Here is a 15,286-nt window from a genome sequence, read left to right as displayed (position 1 = left end):
CCCCGCGCAGCTACCGCCGCGCGGGGTCAGATAGTTAGATACCGGCGTAAATCTCTGCGACTTTTTGCACGGCCAGTTCTGGCGACAGCTCTTCGCTTTCACCGGTCTTGCGGCATGTCAGTTCCACGACACCGTTCTTCAGCCCGCGTGGGCCGACGGTAATGCGCCATGGCAGACCGATCAAATCCATCGTCGCGAACTTGCCGCCCGCGCGTTCTTTGCGGTCGTCATAAAGCGGATCAAGGCCCAGCGCCGTCAGGCTTTTATACAGCGCCTCGCACGCGGCATCCGCTTCGTCATCGCCCTGCTTAAGGTTGACGATGCCAACGTGGAACGGCGTCACGCCTTCGGGCCAGATGATGCCTTTGTCGTCGTGGCTGGCTTCGATGATGGCCCCCAGCAGGCGGCTAACGCCGATGCCGTGGCTGCCCATATGAACCGGAACGCGTTCCTGTTTGTCGTTAACGACCGTGGCGTTCATCGCTTCGGAGTACTTGGTACCGAAATAGAATATCTGACCAACTTCGATGCCACGCGCGGTACGGCGGCGTTCTTCGGGTACTTCGTTGAACAGCGCCTCTTCGTGGGTTTCGTCGGTACGCGCATAGCGGCTGGTGAATTCCTCTAGCACACCCTGACACTGTTCGACGTTGTCATAGTCGATCTCGCGGTCGCCAAAGGTCAGATCGGTGACTTCGCTGTCATAGAACACCTCGGATTCACCGGTTTCGGCCAGCACGAGGAATTCGTGCGTATAATCACCACCGATCGGGCCGCCATCAGCGCGCATCGGGATCGCCTGAAGGCCCATCCGTTCGTAAGACCGCAGATAGCTGACCAGATGGCGGTTATACGCGTGCAGCGCATCCTCTTTGGTCAGGTCAAAGTTATAGCCGTCTTTCATATAAAATTCGCGGCCACGCATCACGCCGAAACGTGGGCGGATCTCGTCCCGGAACTTCCACTGGATGTGATAAAGCGTCAGCGGCAGGTCTTTGTAGCTGCCAACATAGCTGCGGAAGATATCGGTGATCAGCTCTTCGTTGGTGGGGCCGTACAGCATGTCGCGACCGTGGCGGTCGGTGATGCGCAGCATCTCTTCGCCATAGTCATCGTAACGGCCGCTTTCGCGCCACAGGTCTGCTGATTGCAGCGTTGGCATCAGCATCGGAATGTGGCCCGCGCGCTGCTGTTCTTCGTGGACGATGTTTTCGATTTTCTTGAGCACTTTAAAGCCCAGCGGCAGCCAAGAATAAATCCCGGCGGCGGATTGTTTGATCATCCCGGCGCGCAGCATCAGCCGATGGCTTGCGATCTGCGCTTCGGCGGGGGTCTCTTTCAGAACGGGCAGAAAATAGCGGGACAAGCGCATGTTCGGGCGGGCCTCTTGGGTGAAAACGTTTCGCATTCGTCTATGCCATCACAGCCTGCCAGACAAGCGCCTCGCGCCCCTTGCAACGCCCGCGCGCATGGGCGAAGACTTGATCAACAGCCAACAGGAGGCGAAATGGCGCTGCCAGTTAAAGAACAATTGAAGTATTGGGGCGTTGCTGGCGCCCTGTTTCTGGCCATTTTCTGGTTCCTGGGTGGGGCTTTGCTGCCGTTCATCTTGGGAATGGCAATCGCCTATTTCCTTGATCCGGTTGCCGACCGGCTGGAAGACAACGGTTTTTCGCGCGTCTGGGCCACCGTTACCATTACGCTGATTGCACTGGTCGTCTTTGCACTGATGGCGCTGCTGGTGCTGCCTGAGATTTCGCAACAAGCAATCGCGCTGGTAAATTCAGCGCCCGAGATTCTTCAGAACCTGCAGACTTTCCTGAACGGGCGCTTTCCATCGCTGATGGACGAAACCTCCACTTTGCGACAGTCCCTTATGCAACTGGGTGAAACGATCCAGTCCAAGGGCGGCGCGCTGCTGGAAGGCATTGTAACCTCTGCCATGTCTCTGCTGAATGTGGTCGCGTTGATTGTGTTGGTACCGGTCATCACCTTCTATCTGCTTCTTGACTGGGATCGGATGGTCGCAGAGATCGACAAACTTCTGCCCCGCGATCATGCCCCCGTTGTGCGCCGTCTGGCCGGGGAAATCGACAAAACGCTGGCCTCTTTCATTCGCGGGCAAGGTACTGTCTGCGTCATCCTTGGCACATATTACGCGGTCGCGCTGATGCTGGCCGGGCTGCAATTCGGGTTGGTTGTCGGATTTTTGGCAGGCCTTATTTCGTTCATTCCATATGTGGGCGCGCTTGTTGGCGGGGCGCTGGCCCTTGGCTTGGCCGTGTTCCAGTTCTGGGGTGAATGGTGGATGATCGGCATCATCGCAGCAATCTTCTTTGCTGGCCAAGTCTTGGAAGGCAACGTTTTGACCCCCAATCTGGTCGGCGGCTCGGTTGGGCTTCACCCTGTGTGGCTGATCTTTGCCCTGTCGGCCTTTGGTACAATGTTTGGCTTTGTCGGGATGCTTATCGCGGTTCCCGTCGCGGCAGCCATTGGCGTCCTCGCCCGGTATGGCATAGGGCAATATATGGACAGCCGGCTTTACAAAGGCCTTGCCGGAGACGCGGAAGAGTAATGGCAGAACAGTTAACGTTTGAGCTTCCCCTGCGGGCGGCGCAGGGGCGCGAAGATTTCTTTGTAGCACCCGCAAATGCGCTGGCCGTCGCCCAAGTCGAAGGGTGGCACAACTGGCCACAGCGTAAGCTTGTTCTGGTCGGCCCTTCGGGCGCAGGTAAAACCCACATCACCCACGTGTGGGCCGCCCTCAGCGGTGCCACAATCATAGAGGCCGCCGCGCTGACAGCGGCGGACATTCCCGCCCTTGCCGCACAGCCCGCCATTGCGGTGGAAAACGCGGACCGCATCGCCGGAGATCGCAGCGCAGAAGAGGCGCTTTTTCACCTGCACAACCTCACCTTGGCCGAAGGTGGAACCCTGTTTCTGACCGCGCAATCCGCGCCCCGGCAATGGCCACTGTCCCTGCCCGACCTGAAAAGCCGGATGGAGGCAACAGCAACAGCCACGCTAGACCCACCTGACGATGCACTTCTGTCGGCGGTTCTGGTAAAGCTGTTCGCGGATCGCCAGATTTCGGTCGCCCCCCAAACCATCCCCTATCTTGTGGGCCGGATGGAACGCTCTTTTGCGGCTGCACAGGAAATGGTTACGCTGCTCGATACCCGCGCGTTATCGACGGGCCGCAAGATAAGCGCACGCCTTGCCGCCGAGGTGCTGGACACCCTTCCCGATGACCCGCAATAATTGCGACAGTCACACCACTTAGATGTTAAAGTTCCCCGATGAACCCCGCCGATTTTCTGAAAAGCCCTACGCCCCCACCTGTTGAGGTCTCGGCGATAAGTCGCACCGGGCCAAAACGGTTTTGCAACCGCGAACTAAGCTGGCTTGGTTTCAATTGGCGTGTGCTTGACGAGGCGCGAAATCCACAAGTTCCGCTGCTGGAACGTGTGCGGTTTGTTTCAATCTCGGCCACGAACCTAGACGAATTTTATACGGTCCGCGTGGCGGGCCTGCGTGAATTGGCAAAGGGTGGCATCACGACCCCGGCCGCCGATGGGCTGACGCCAGCTGAACAGCTTTTGCTGATTGATCGGGATGCGCGCAAACTTCTGCAAGCACAGCAAACCGTGTGGAACCACCTAAAGCACGAGCTTGAGGATGAGGGCATTCACATCCTCACCCGTTCCAAGCTGACGAAACGCGACAAGACCCATCTTCAAGAATATTTCTTGAACAAGGTCTTCCCAGTTCTGACCCCGCTTGCCATCGACCCGGCGCATCCGTTTCCGTTCATTCCAAACACAGGGTTCTGCCTTGCTCTGCAGCTAGAGCGTGAAAAAGACGGGCGGCCATTGCAGGCCCTTCTGCCAATCCCACACCAGATCAAGCGCTTTGTCCCGCTTCCTGCGAAAGAAGGCGGGCACCGGTTCCTGCCGTTGGAAGAACTGCTGCTAATCAACCTCAACTTTCTGTTTCCCGGTTACAAGGCGACGGGCAGCTGCACCTTCCGTGTGCTGCGTGACAGTGACCTAGAAGTCGAAGAAGAGGCCGAAGATCTGGTTCGTGAATTCGAAACCGCCCTGAAACGCCGCCGTCGCGGCGAAGTGGTGCGGATGAAAATTTCGTCGGGCGCGCCAGAAGCGTTGCGTTCCGTCATCATGGACGAATTGCACATCACCGAAGCCCAAGTCATCGAAGTACGCGGCCTAATCGGTGTGGCCGACCTGAAAGACATGGTTCTGGATGAACGCCCCGATCTGTTGTGGCCTTCGTTCACTTCGCGCGTTCCCGAACGTGTGCAGGACCATGAAGGCGACATGTTCGCCGCGATCCGCCAAAAAGACATGCTGCTTCACCACCCCTATGAATCCTTTGATATGGTGGTTCGCTTCTTGCAGCAGGCGGCGCATGATCCGAACGTCGTTGCCATCAAGCAAACGCTTTATCGCACATCGAAAGACTCGCCGATCGTCAGCGCCCTGTGCGAGGCTGCCGAAGACGGCAAATCGGTCACCGCATTGGTAGAGCTGAAAGCCCGCTTTGACGAAGCCGCGAACATCCGCCAGTCGCGCAGGTTGGAACGCGCCGGGGCGCATGTGATCTATGGCTTTATCAAGTATAAAACGCACGCCAAGATCAGCGCGGTTGTGCGGCGCGAAGGTGACCAACTGGTTACATACACCCACTACGGCACCGGCAACTATCACCCGATCACGGCGAAAGTTTACACTGACCTCAGCTTTTTCACCTGCGATGCGGCCCTTGGACGCGATGCGACAAAGGTATTCAATTATGTCGGCGGCTATGCCGAACCTGAGGGCCTGGAAAACCTCTCAATCTCGCCCCTGTCGATGAAGAACACCCTTCTGGATAGCATCGCACGAGAGGTCGAGTTCGCGCGCCAAGGCCGCCCGGCCGAAATTTGGGGCAAGGTCAACGCCCTGATCGAACCCGACATCATCGATGCCTTTTACGCGGCAAGCCAGGCAGGCGTTAAGATCAACCTTGTCGTTCGCGGCATCTGCGGCTTGCGCCCAGGGATCAAAGGGCTGTCGGAAAATATCCGCGTTAAGTCCATCGTTGGCCGCTTTCTTGAACATTCGCGCATCGCCTGTTTTGGCAACGGTCATGGGCTGCCTTCGAAAAAAGCCAAAGTCTTCATCTCTTCTGCTGACTGGATGGGGCGAAATCTGAACCGGCGCGTAGAAACGTTGGTGGAAATCAAAAATGACACGGTGAAAGAGCAGATCGTGAACCAAATCATGGCCGCGAACCTTGCCGACACCGCCCAAAGTTGGGTCATGAATGCCGACAACAGCTTCACCCGTTACCCCGTCGAAGACGGCGCTTTTAGCTGCCACCGCTTCTTTATGGAAAACCCATCGCTGTCGGGCCGAGGCACCGCAGGTGCCGCAGATGTGCCACAGCTTGCGCATTCCAAGGATTGACCTTGGGGCCAAGCTGTTGGCAATGTCCGGTAAAGCAGCGGGGATAAGCTGATGGATGGAAGTGCAGAACAGCGCTCGGATGAATGGGGGCCGTTTGGACGCCCCTTGTTCGAAGACCCTTCGGCGCGGGCCTTGTCGCGCGTCGGCGTGGTGGACGTCGGCTCCAACTCTGTCAGGATGGTCGTCTTTGACGGTGCGGCGCGCAGCCCTGCCTATTTCTTCAACGAAAAACTTATGTGTGGTCTGGGCGCCGGATTGGGTGAAACCGGCCACCTGAACCCCGAAGGCCGCCGCCGCGCGCTGTCTGCGCTACGCCGCTTTGCTTTGCTTGCCGAAGGTATGGGGGCAACGCCGCTCACCGTTGTTGCAACCGCAGCCGTGCGCGACGCGACGGACGGGCCTGAATTTCGAAAAGAGATTGAGGCCGAAACCGGCCTGAAACTCTGGGTGATCGACGGCGAAGAAGAAGCACGGCTTTCAGCGCAGGGCGTTCTGTTGGGCTGGCCGGGCGCGGACGGGCTTGTCTGCGACATTGGCGGCTCTTCGCTGGAACTTGCCGAACTTTCTGAAGGGCGCGTGGGCAAGCGTGTAACCTCGGCGCTGGGGCCGCTTAAGCTGCGCGATATTAAGGGCGGCAAAAAGGGGCTAACGAAATACATCGCGGCCACGATGAACAACTTGGCCGAAAAGATGGGCACCGGCCACAAACGGCTGTTCCTTGTCGGCGGGTCATGGCGGGCAATCGCGCGTCTGGATATGGACCGGCGCGGTTATCCGCTTTTGGTGCAGCACGAATATAAGATGACGCGCCAATCCATTTCGGAAACGATCAAATGGATTGCTGACAAAGATCTAAGCGAATTGCGCGCACGCACAGGGATTTCAGCGGACCGGATGGCGTTGGTTCCCATCGCCTGCCAAGTGTTAAAACAGCTGCTTTCCACACTGAAACCAAAAGAGATTTTCGTGTCCAGCTATGGCATCCGCGAAGGGCTTTTGTACGAACAAATGCCTGAACGCCTGCGCCAACGGGACCCGTTGATCGAAGCCTGCCGCTTTGCCGAGGCCAGTTCGGCCCGTATTCCGGGTTTTGGGCGACGCTTGTACAATTTCGTCTCGCCGCTGTTTTCATCGGTGTCCGACGAACGAAAGCGGCTGATCAAAGCGGCGTGTTTGCTGCACGACACCGCGTGGCGGGCGCATCCGGATTATCGCCACGAGGTCTGTTTTGACAACGCGACCCGCGCCAATCTGGGCGGGTTGGATCACGAGGGCCGCGTGTTCCTTGGGCTCGCGCTTTTGCATCGTTACAAAAACAACCGTTCCGGCAGCAGGTTTGAACCGCTCTTTGGGCTGCTAAGTGAGCGGCAGCTTAAAGACGCCGAAGTGTTGGGTAAGGCCATGCGGTTTGGTGCGATGTTTTCGTCCGAAGCCCCCGATCAGTTGGCCGAACTGCGCTATTTCCCTAAGATGAAAAAGCTGGAACTGCGCCTGACCCCCGGTTCCGAAGGCTTGTTCGGCGAAGTGGCCGAGGCACGGTTTGCATCGCTTGCCAAAGCGTTGGACGTGGAAACCAATGTTAAGACCAAGCGCGTGACAAAGCGCGGCTAAATCTCAACCTCATCTGTTTCGGGAAGTGTTTCGATCGGCGTCTTCCGGCGCATGATGATGTCGCCGTTCGGCAACCTCTCTGGCAGGTGATACGCATCCATATCGTCGATCAAGCGCATCAATTCACGCATCGAGGGTTCCACCGCATCCGCGAAGTCCCTTAGCGCGGGTTCCATCTCATCGGCTAATCCCTTGAAAAACAGCTTGGCCCCTTCTTCAAGCAGGCTTAGCCCATCTTGCATATCATCCTCGGCCAAAGCTGGCGTGGCGATAAGGGCGGCGGACAGTGTATATGCGGCGATCCGTTTCATGACCCGAACATAAGCACGGTTGATGACAGTTTGAAGATCACAGATCCAAATCAACAGAAACCGGGAAGTGATCTGACGCAGTCAGTAACGCATCGCGCAATTCAGGGATCCGGTAACATCCCGGATCGTCAAACGGGTGCCAGATACGCCACCGCGGGTCACGCTGGCGCAAGTCCGGCGACACCATCACATAATCAAGCAGCGCCGAAAGATACCTGTTTTCATGTGTAACGAAGAACCGCGCGGTTGACGGTTGGGCGCACAGGCGGCCTTGCAACGCTTCGCGCGCGTTTGGGTCGAACATTCGCAACGCTTCGTCGTCATCGTCCGTTCCCAAAACGATTTCCACCCCCGAACGCCCAAACAGCTTTTCGTATTCATCAAGTCCGGGGCCATCGTTGAAATCACCCAACACGATCAACGGATCACGCTGTTGAAGGTGCCCCTCTACCCGCTGCCGTAGCCAAATACACTGGGCCAATTGCTTGCGCCGGTTGGCAATGGCAATGCGGGTCACCTCGGCCGGGTTCTTTGCGCCGTGGGGCGCCTTTGATTTGGCGTGCACCCCAATCATCCGAAACGAATTGCCACCGGGTGTATCAATCGCCAATTCCAGTGGTGGTTTGGAAAACTTGATCAGTTCAGGGGCGGAGTCGATATCAAGGTCCCAGCGGAACACGCCATCAAAACGCGGCGCATCATCTGACCCTTTCTTCCCGGTCTGGTCACCCTGCGGATCATGGCGCGGTGTCATCACATCAGGATCATAGAGCAGTGCGATTTCCTGCTGCGTATGGTTCTGAAAACCCGCGATCGCCTTTCGCGCGCGAAGGTCCATTTGTTTGGCGAAGGCTTCCAATGCGGGCACCGTCGCACGGCGGCCATTTTCATCAGGCGCTTCGATGATCATGATGCCATCGGCATCCAGCGCCGTGAAAACGATACCCAAGGCTTCGATTTGTTCGCTGCGCTTCACGTCCCACCGACCGGACCAACCGTCGTCGTCCAAAAGCACGCCGTCATCGTCGAAGAGGTTGTTGAACCATTCGACATTGTAGGTTGCAATTCTCACTGTGGGGCTTCCATGTTGATTTCTTCCCACGCCTTGTTGATCGCAATCAGACGCTTCTCAGCAAGTTTGACCGCCTCTTCCGGGACGCCGCGCGCGATCATGCGGTCCGGGTGAGTTTCACGCACCGCCGCACGCCATGCCGCGCGGATTTCCTCCATGGATGCACCCGCCTCCACGCCCAGAACGCTGTAGGGGTCAGGCGCCACGTCCCCCACGAACCGCGCACGAAGGGACCGGAAACAAGGCCCGTTTAGGCCAAAGATTTCGGACACACGCAGCAGGAACTCATCCTCGTTCGGGTGGTATTCGCCATCGGCCACGGCGATGTGAAACAGGCCTTCCAACAGGTCCGTCAGCGTTCCCTTGTCGTCCGAGAACATACGCTGAATGCGTTTTGCGTATTCCTCAAAGCCTGCCACGTCCTGCCGTGCAAGGTTGAAGACCCTCGCGGCATTCGCAGCGTCCTGTTGGGGGATTGTAAAAATCTCTCGAAAGGCGGTGACTTCGTCGCGGGTCACTTGCCCGTCCGCCTTGGCCATTTTCGCCCCCAACGCAATCACCGCAATTGCAAACGCAACAGAACGTTCGGGCGGCGTGCGCAAACGGTCGAAGACCTCGGAAAGGGCTTCGCCGCTGGTAAGGGCCGACAACGCGTCGGCAATGCGGGACCAAATCGACATGTCGGCACCCTATCGGGATACGTTCGGAGTGTCAGGCCGTGATCAGAGGATTTTTTGCATCAAGACAAGATCAAGCCAGCGGTCGAATTTGAACCCAACCTGCGGCAAGCGCGCGACCTGCGCGTAGCCCACAGCCTCGTGAAACGCGATGGACGAGGCATTGTCGGCGTCGATCCCACCAAACATGGAATGAACGCCCGCCGCGCGCGCGTGATCTTCTAGCGCGACCATCAGCTTTCGCCCAAGCCCGCGCCCCTGCGCTTCGGGTGACAGATAGATCGAATGTTCCATCGTCAGGCGATAGCCGTTGTTGCTGCGGAATTGATCGTAGGTGCCATAGCCAAGCACAACGCCATCAGCCTCGGCCACAAGGAACGCCCGCCCTGCGGCGTGGCGGGCGGCGATCATGGCCTTCCAACCGGCTTCGTCGCGCTCCTCGTCAGAAAAGCTTGCGGTTGTGTCGCGGATGACAGGGGCCATTATTGCGATCAGTGCCGGAATGTCGGCGTGAACAACATCGCGTAAGATCATGAAAGAACGACTTCTCCTGCTGGGGTTTGGATGTGGGCGCGAATTTCCATTGCGGGTCCGTCAACGACCGCAACCCGCGGATCATCAAGCAGCCCAGTCAAGGCAAGGCGCAACTCCGAAGCCTTTGGATGCGCGATTTCCATGCCCTTCAGGCGGCAATCCACGTCGGGCAAGCGTTCGGCCGGATGCGCCGCGCCCTTCCACTCGATCAAGCCGGGGAACGCACCATCAAAGGGCAGCTTGCCATCGCCCGGCACCGCCATGCGCCAGCGCAGATCACCGCGCACCAAATCCATCGGCGCACCGACATCAGACGGCGATTCATCAATGGCCGCGTCCAGATCATCGACCTGCGCCGCCCAGTTCGTCAAACGCGGCGCACCTGTGAAGCAATCAAGATCATACCAGCGCGCATGCGGCTGTGCGGGTGCCTTGGGGTTGATCGCGATCACCTCTAGATACACGCCGGGACCAAGGTGTAGCAGCTTGTTATGCGTGCCCATCGCCGCGTGTTCGCCGCCATTGGCCAGCGGAACGCCAAGCGCCTGTTCGACATAGCGCACACCTTCGTCCAGCGTGTTCGCCGCGATCACAAGATGGTCCAATGTGAACATTGTCTTTCAGCCCCCGGATACCTGCATCAAGGACGTCAGATTAGGCGGATGCGCGCCAGTCTCAACCCCTTGCGGCGCAAAAATTTGACCAAAAAGAAAACCCCATACCGAAGTGCAGGGTTTGCTGTTGTTTTGAACGTTTGTGGGCGTATCAGCCGGCTTTCGCCTCGCGGATCAGACGCAAGATGTCTTGGGCTGCCTCTGGGATGTTGGTACCGGGGCCAAAGATCGCCTTAACGCCGTTATCATAAAGGAACTGATAATCCTGCTGCGGGATCACCCCGCCGCAGATTACGATAATGTCCCCTGCCCCGGCGGCTTTCAGCGCCTCGACCAGCTTCGGGGCCAGCGTTTTGTGACCCGCCGCCTGAGAGCTGATGCCGATCACGTGCACATCGTTATCAACCGCATCCTGCGCGGCCTCTTCCGGGGTTTGGAACAGCGGGCCAACGTCAACGTCAAAACCGATATCGGCAAAGGCGGTGGCGATGACCTTGGCGCCGCGGTCGTGGCCGTCTTGGCCCATCTTGACGACCAGCATACGGGGGCGGCGGCCCTCGTCCTCGGCGAAATCTTCGACCGACTTCTGGATGGCGGCGAAGCCTTCGTCGCCTTCGTAAGCCGCGCCATAAACACCGGCCAACGTCTTCACCTCGGCGCGGTGACGCCCGAATGCTTTTTCCATCGCCATGCTGATTTCCCCAACAGTTGCGCGGGTGCGGGCGGCTTCGACCGCAAGGCGCAACAGGTTACCTTCACCACTTGAAGCCGCCTGTTCCAAAGCCGACAGCGCCGCGTCACATGCGGCCTGATCCCGTTCGGCGCGGGTCTTTTCAATCCGGGCGATCTGACTGTCACGCACGGCCATGTTGTCCACATCAAGAATGTCGATCTGGTCTTCCTGTTCCAGTCGGAACTTGTTGACGCCAACGATCACCTCTTCGCCGCGATCGACGGCGGCTTGGAAACGCGCGGCGGCCTCTTCGATGCGCAGCTTGGGCATGCCGGTAGCGACCGCTTTGGTCATGCCGCCCATTTCATCGACTTCTTTGATGATTTCCCACGCCGCATCGGCCAGATCAGAGGTCAGCTTTTCAACGTAATATGACCCAGCCAGCGGATCGACGACCTTGGTCACCTTGGTTTCGTTCTGCAGGATCAACTGCGTGTTACGCGCGATGCGGGCCGAAAATTCGGTGGGCAGCGCGATTGCTTCGTCAAACGAGTTCGTATGAAGCGACTGTGTGCCGCCCAGAACCGCGCTCATCGCCTCGTAGGCGGTGCGGACGATATTGTTGTAGGGGTCTTGTTCCTGCAGCGACACGCCGGACGTCTGGCAATGGGTGCGCAACATCAGGGATTTGGGGTTCTTCGGCTTAAACTCACTCATGATTTTGTGCCACAGGAACCGCGCGGCGCGCAGCTTGGCGATTTCCATGAAGAAGTTCGTGCCGATGGCAAAGAAGAAGCTAAGGCGCCCAGCGAAGGCATCCACATCCAGCCCGCGTGACAGGGCGGCTTTCACGTACTCGCGGCCATCGGCCAGCGTGAAGGCAAGTTCTTGCACAAGGTTCGCGCCGGCCTCTTGCATGTGATAGCCAGAGATCGAGATCGAGTTGAAGCGCGGCATATCGGTCGAGGTATATTCGATGATGTCGCTGATGATCCGCATCGATGGTTCCGGCGGATAGATATAGGTGTTGCGCACCATGAACTCTTTCAGAATGTCATTCTGGATGGTTCCGGACAGCTGCGCGCGATCCACGCCCTGCTCTTCCCCGGTCACAATGAAATTCGCCAAGATTGGTATCACCGCACCGTTCATCGTCATCGAAACAGAGACTTTGTCCAGCGGGATACCGTCGAACAGCACCTTCATATCCTCGACGCTGTCGATGGCCACACCGGCTTTACCGACGTCGCCGACCACGCGGGGGTGGTCACTGTCATACCCACGGTGCGTCGCCAGATCGAAGGCGACCGATACGCCCTGCTGACCGGCAGCCAAGGCTTTGCGGTAGAAGGCGTTCGATTCTTCGGCCGTGGAAAAACCCGCGTATTGGCGGATCGTCCAAGGGCGGCCTGCGTACATGGTGGCCTTGGGGCCACGGGTAAACGGCTGTTCACCGGGGACCGATCCCATGTGTTCCAACCCTTCGGTATCAGCGTCTGTATAAAGCGGCTTTACGTCGATACCTTCGCGCGTGTGCCATGTCAGGTCGTCCAGCGGACGGCCGCGCAGCTCTTTCTCGGCCATTTCGGCCCAGGATTTGGTCTTGTCCGTCATCGGATCGTCCTCTCGTTTTTCGTGATGGTGAACACCGCAAATGCAGGTTCGACCTTCGCAATCTGTTCGCCGCCGCCTATATGTTTCAGAACAGGAGGCACCATGAAATCATTCGCACCGCTGCTTGCCGCATTGCTTGCGCCCTTGGCCGTATCCGCAACCGAGGCACCACAAGACACGCCGCTGGCCCGATGGCAGGCAGATATGACCGTGGTTCTGGACGCCCCAGAACTGGATCTGGCCGACTTCCAATGGCTTGCCCGCCCTGTCGTCATTTTCGCCGACACGCCCGCCGACCCACGTTTCCAGCAGCAGATGGAACTGCTTGCCGACCGCATGGAAGAACTGGCCGAACGCGATGTTGTGGTCATCACTGACACCGACCCGGCGGCGAAGTCATCGGCCCGCCAAAAGCTGCGCCCACGTGGGTTCATGCTGGTCCTGATCGGCAAAGACGGGGGCGTTAAGCTGCGCAAACCGTTTCCGTGGGATGTGCGCGAGCTTTCACGTTCCATCGACAAAATGCCGATGCGGCAGCAGGAGATACGGGACCGCCGACTGCCGCAAGAGTGATATGTGGCGCTAAGGCTCACTCAAACTCCATGATGATGTCGTCCACGGCCAAACTGTCACCCGCCGCCGCGTTGATCTTGGCGACGACAGCTTTCTTTTCAGCGCGCAGGATGTTTTCCATCTTCATCGCTTCGACAGTACAAAGCGCCTGACCTTCCTGCACTTCCTCGCCCTCTTGGACGTTGACGTTCACAATCAGACCCGGCATCGGGCAGAGAAGCAGACGCGACGTATCAGGCGCAACCTTTTCAGGCATAAGCGCAGCCAGTTCCGACTGACGAGGCGTATAGACATTCACCTTCAGGTCAGCGCCACGCGTCCGCAGCCGGTAACCGTTCGGAGCCTTGCCGACCTTCAGTACCAGTTCTTCGTCATCGACGTTCAACCGCGCCAAGCTTTGCCCCGGTGTCCAGTCTGATGTCACCCGCTTGGACGAACCATCGGCGAATTTGATGGTCGAACCGTCATGGTCAGCCGCAATCGACACAGGGAAGCTTTCGCCCTGCAACGTCACCACCCACTCGGTCCCGACCTTACGTTCGTGGTTATCCATGCGCCCAGAAATGCGCGTGCGGCGAATTTCAGCAACGCGATACATCGCCGCCGCCGCCGCCGCGACATTGCGCAGCGCCTCTTGGGGCAGTGTAACGCCTTCGAACCCTTCGGGGTATTCTTCTTCGATGAAGGCCGTTGTGATGTTGCCCGACACGAATTTCGGGTGGTCCATCACGGCACTTAGGAACGGCAGGTTGTGCCCGATACCTTCAACTTCGAACCCGTCCAGCGCTTTGCGCATCTCTTCGATGGCGTCGGCGCGGCTGGGGCCCCATGTGCACAGTTTGGCGATCATGGGGTCGTAATACATGCTGATCTCGCCGCCTTCATAGACGCCTGTATCGTTGCGCACGACAGCGCTTGCCGTCGCCTCTTCGGCGGGCGGACGGTACGAGGTCAAGCGCCCGATGGACGGCAGGAACCCGCGATACGGATCTTCAGCATAAAGGCGGCTTTCCATCGCCCAGCCGTTCAGCTTCACGTCATCCTGTGTGATGGTCAGCGGTTCGCCATTGGCAACGCGGATCATCTGTTCCACCAGATCAACGCCCGTGATCAATTCGGTCACCGGGTGTTCCACCTGAAGGCGGGTGTTCATTTCAAGGAAATAGAAGTTCTTGTCGCCATCCACGATGAATTCGACCGTACCGGCGCTGGTATAGCCCACGGCCTTGGCCAGCGCGACAGACTGTTCGCCCATCGCCTTTCGCGTGGCTTCGTCAAGGAACGGCGATGGTGCCTCTTCGATGACCTTTTGGTTCCGGCGCTGGATCGAACACTCGCGTTCGCCCAGATAGATGCAGTTGCCGTGCTGATCGGCCAGAACCTGAATTTCGATGTGACGCGGCTGTGTCACGAATTTTTCGATGAAAATCCGGTCGTCACCAAAGCTGTTGGCAGCCTCGTTCTTGGACGATTGGAACCCTTCGCGCGCTTCCTGATCGTTCCACGCGATGCGCATGCCCTTACCGCCGCCCCCGGCGGAGGCTTTGATCATCACCGGATAGCCCACCTCGTTCGAGATGTTCACCGCCTCGTCTGCATCCGCGATCAGGCCCATATAGCCCGGCACGGTAGAAACGTTGGCTTCCTGTGCGATCTTCTTGGATGTGATCTTGTCGCCCATGCTTTCGATCGCGCCAGCTGGTGGGCCGATGAATGCAACGCCTGCGGCCTCTAACGCCTCAGCAAACAGCTTGTTTTCCGACAGGAAGCCATAACCGGGATGCACAGCTTCGGCGCCGGTCTGACGGATGGCATCCATCACCTTGTCGATCACGATATAGGACTGGTTCGCAGGGGGCGGGCCAATATGCACCGCTTCGTCCGCCATCTGCACATGCAGTGCGTGCTTGTCAGCGTCAGAATAAATCGCGACCGTCTGAATGCCCATCTTACGCGCAGACTTGATAACCCGGCAGGCAATTTCGCCCCGGTTCGCGATCAGGATCTTTTTAAACATGCTCCGTCCCTTCCATCCGTCAGGCGCGGTCTAAAGTCCCCGGCCTGAACATGAAAAAAGCCACCCGGGCCAATGGCCCCGATGGCTTCGTGTTTAAGTTTCGCAGGCACCAAGGCCCGCGA

The 15,286-nt window shown here is 58.3% G+C and carries 13 protein-coding genes; 5 read left to right on the top strand and 8 right to left on the bottom strand.

All coding sequences use genetic code 11. The features are described from left to right. Window positions 1–34: 34 nt before the first annotated feature. A complete protein-coding gene (proS, locus tag COL8621_RS04335) occupies window positions 35–1,372 on the bottom strand; it encodes a proline--tRNA ligase (protein WP_093966908.1) in 1,338 nt (445 codons plus the stop codon). A 135-nt stretch (window positions 1,373–1,507) separates the two neighbouring features. Between proS and COL8621_RS04330 the strand changes: the two genes are divergently transcribed. Genes COL8621_RS04330 through COL8621_RS04315 form a run of 4 tightly spaced genes read left to right on the top strand, consistent with a single transcriptional unit; the run spans window position 1,508 to window position 7,079 of the window. After that, window positions 1,508–2,575, top strand: a complete 1,068-nt coding sequence (locus COL8621_RS04330; protein WP_093966075.1) for an AI-2E family transporter — start codon at window positions 1,508–1,510, stop codon at window positions 2,573–2,575. Then, window positions 2,575–3,261: a P-loop NTPase family protein gene (locus COL8621_RS04325; RefSeq protein ID WP_093966074.1), complete on the top strand. Its 687-nt coding sequence runs from the start codon at window positions 2,575–2,577 to the stop codon at window positions 3,259–3,261. Before COL8621_RS04330 ends, COL8621_RS04325 begins: the two co-directional genes overlap by 1 nt. Window positions 3,262–3,299: 38 nt before the next feature. Then, window positions 3,300–5,468, top strand: a complete 2,169-nt coding sequence (locus COL8621_RS04320; protein WP_093966073.1) for an RNA degradosome polyphosphate kinase — start codon at window positions 3,300–3,302, stop codon at window positions 5,466–5,468. A gap of 51 nt (window positions 5,469–5,519) precedes the next feature. Continuing rightward, complete coding sequence (locus COL8621_RS04315; RefSeq protein ID WP_093966072.1) at window positions 5,520–7,079, top strand: Ppx/GppA family phosphatase; 1,560 nt, start codon at window positions 5,520–5,522, stop codon at window positions 7,077–7,079. On the opposite strand, the gene COL8621_RS04310 is transcribed toward COL8621_RS04315, so the two are convergent. From COL8621_RS04310 to scpA, 6 genes are all read right to left on the bottom strand, one after another. Continuing rightward, complete coding sequence (locus COL8621_RS04310) at window positions 7,076–7,390, bottom strand: hypothetical protein (RefSeq protein ID WP_093966907.1); 315 nt, start codon at window positions 7,388–7,390, stop codon at window positions 7,076–7,078. The genes COL8621_RS04315 and COL8621_RS04310 overlap by 4 nt on opposite strands. A 37-nt stretch (window positions 7,391–7,427) precedes the next feature. After that, entirely contained in the window at window positions 7,428–8,462 is a 1,035-nt protein-coding gene (locus COL8621_RS04305; protein ID WP_093966071.1) for an endonuclease/exonuclease/phosphatase family protein, read from the bottom strand. Then, on the bottom strand, window positions 8,459–9,142 hold the full coding sequence (locus COL8621_RS04300) for a molecular chaperone DjiA (RefSeq protein ID WP_093966070.1): 684 nt from the start codon (window positions 9,140–9,142) through the stop codon (window positions 8,459–8,461). The genes COL8621_RS04305 and COL8621_RS04300 overlap by 4 nt, the downstream gene beginning before the upstream one ends. 42 nt (window positions 9,143–9,184) lie before the next feature. Beyond that, window positions 9,185–9,673: a GNAT family N-acetyltransferase gene (locus COL8621_RS04295; protein ID WP_093966069.1), complete on the bottom strand. Its 489-nt coding sequence runs from the start codon at window positions 9,671–9,673 to the stop codon at window positions 9,185–9,187. Further along, window positions 9,670–10,287, bottom strand: a complete 618-nt coding sequence (locus tag COL8621_RS04290) for a VOC family protein (RefSeq protein WP_093966068.1) — start codon at window positions 10,285–10,287, stop codon at window positions 9,670–9,672. The genes COL8621_RS04295 and COL8621_RS04290 overlap by 4 nt, the downstream gene beginning before the upstream one ends. Window positions 10,288–10,438: 151 nt before the next feature. Further along, on the bottom strand, window positions 10,439–12,574 hold the full coding sequence (gene scpA / locus COL8621_RS04285; RefSeq protein ID WP_093966067.1) for a methylmalonyl-CoA mutase: 2,136 nt from the start codon (window positions 12,572–12,574) through the stop codon (window positions 10,439–10,441). 102 nt (window positions 12,575–12,676) lie between these two features. Between scpA and COL8621_RS04280 the strand changes: the two genes are divergently transcribed. Further along, window positions 12,677–13,147: a DUF4174 domain-containing protein gene (locus COL8621_RS04280; protein ID WP_093966066.1), complete on the top strand. Its 471-nt coding sequence runs from the start codon at window positions 12,677–12,679 to the stop codon at window positions 13,145–13,147. Between the two features lie 16 nt (window positions 13,148–13,163). Here the strand turns inward: COL8621_RS04280 and COL8621_RS04275 are convergent, their stop codons facing one another. Beyond that, window positions 13,164–15,164, bottom strand: coding sequence for an acetyl-CoA carboxylase biotin carboxylase subunit (locus COL8621_RS04275; RefSeq protein ID WP_093966065.1), 2,001 nt, complete (start codon window positions 15,162–15,164; stop codon window positions 13,164–13,166). Window positions 15,165–15,286 lie beyond the last annotated feature (122 nt).

The sequence above is a fragment of the Actibacterium lipolyticum genome, from assembly GCF_900184935.1.
GTDB lineage: Bacteria > Pseudomonadota > Alphaproteobacteria > Rhodobacterales > Rhodobacteraceae > Actibacterium_A > Actibacterium_A lipolyticum.
The sequence above is the reverse complement of the archived record's forward strand: the minus strand, read 5'-3'. Positions and strand labels throughout refer to the sequence as shown.

What these genes read in the sequence shown, in the direction of transcription:
- proS (WP_093966908.1), bottom strand. Translation starts at nt 1,372, where the DNA reads ATGCGCTTGTCCCGCTATTTTCTGCCCGTTCTGAAAGAGACCCCCGCC.
- COL8621_RS04330 (WP_093966075.1), top strand. Translation starts at nt 1,508, where the DNA reads ATGGCGCTGCCAGTTAAAGAACAATTGAAGTATTGGGGCGTTGCTGGC.
- COL8621_RS04325 (WP_093966074.1), top strand. Translation starts at nt 2,575, where the DNA reads ATGGCAGAACAGTTAACGTTTGAGCTTCCCCTGCGGGCGGCGCAGGGG.
- COL8621_RS04320 (WP_093966073.1), top strand. Translation starts at nt 3,300, where the DNA reads ATGAACCCCGCCGATTTTCTGAAAAGCCCTACGCCCCCACCTGTTGAG.
- COL8621_RS04315 (WP_093966072.1), top strand. Translation starts at nt 5,520, where the DNA reads ATGGATGGAAGTGCAGAACAGCGCTCGGATGAATGGGGGCCGTTTGGA.
- COL8621_RS04310 (WP_093966907.1), bottom strand. Translation starts at nt 7,390, where the DNA reads ATGAAACGGATCGCCGCATATACACTGTCCGCCGCCCTTATCGCCACG.
- COL8621_RS04300 (WP_093966070.1), bottom strand. Translation starts at nt 9,142, where the DNA reads ATGTCGATTTGGTCCCGCATTGCCGACGCGTTGTCGGCCCTTACCAGC.
- COL8621_RS04295 (WP_093966069.1), bottom strand. Translation starts at nt 9,673, where the DNA reads ATGATCTTACGCGATGTTGTTCACGCCGACATTCCGGCACTGATCGCA.
- COL8621_RS04290 (WP_093966068.1), bottom strand. Translation starts at nt 10,287, where the DNA reads ATGTTCACATTGGACCATCTTGTGATCGCGGCGAACACGCTGGACGAA.
- scpA (WP_093966067.1), bottom strand. Translation starts at nt 12,574, where the DNA reads ATGACGGACAAGACCAAATCCTGGGCCGAAATGGCCGAGAAAGAGCTG.
- COL8621_RS04280 (WP_093966066.1), top strand. Translation starts at nt 12,677, where the DNA reads ATGAAATCATTCGCACCGCTGCTTGCCGCATTGCTTGCGCCCTTGGCC.
- COL8621_RS04275 (WP_093966065.1), bottom strand. Translation starts at nt 15,164, where the DNA reads ATGTTTAAAAAGATCCTGATCGCGAACCGGGGCGAAATTGCCTGCCGG.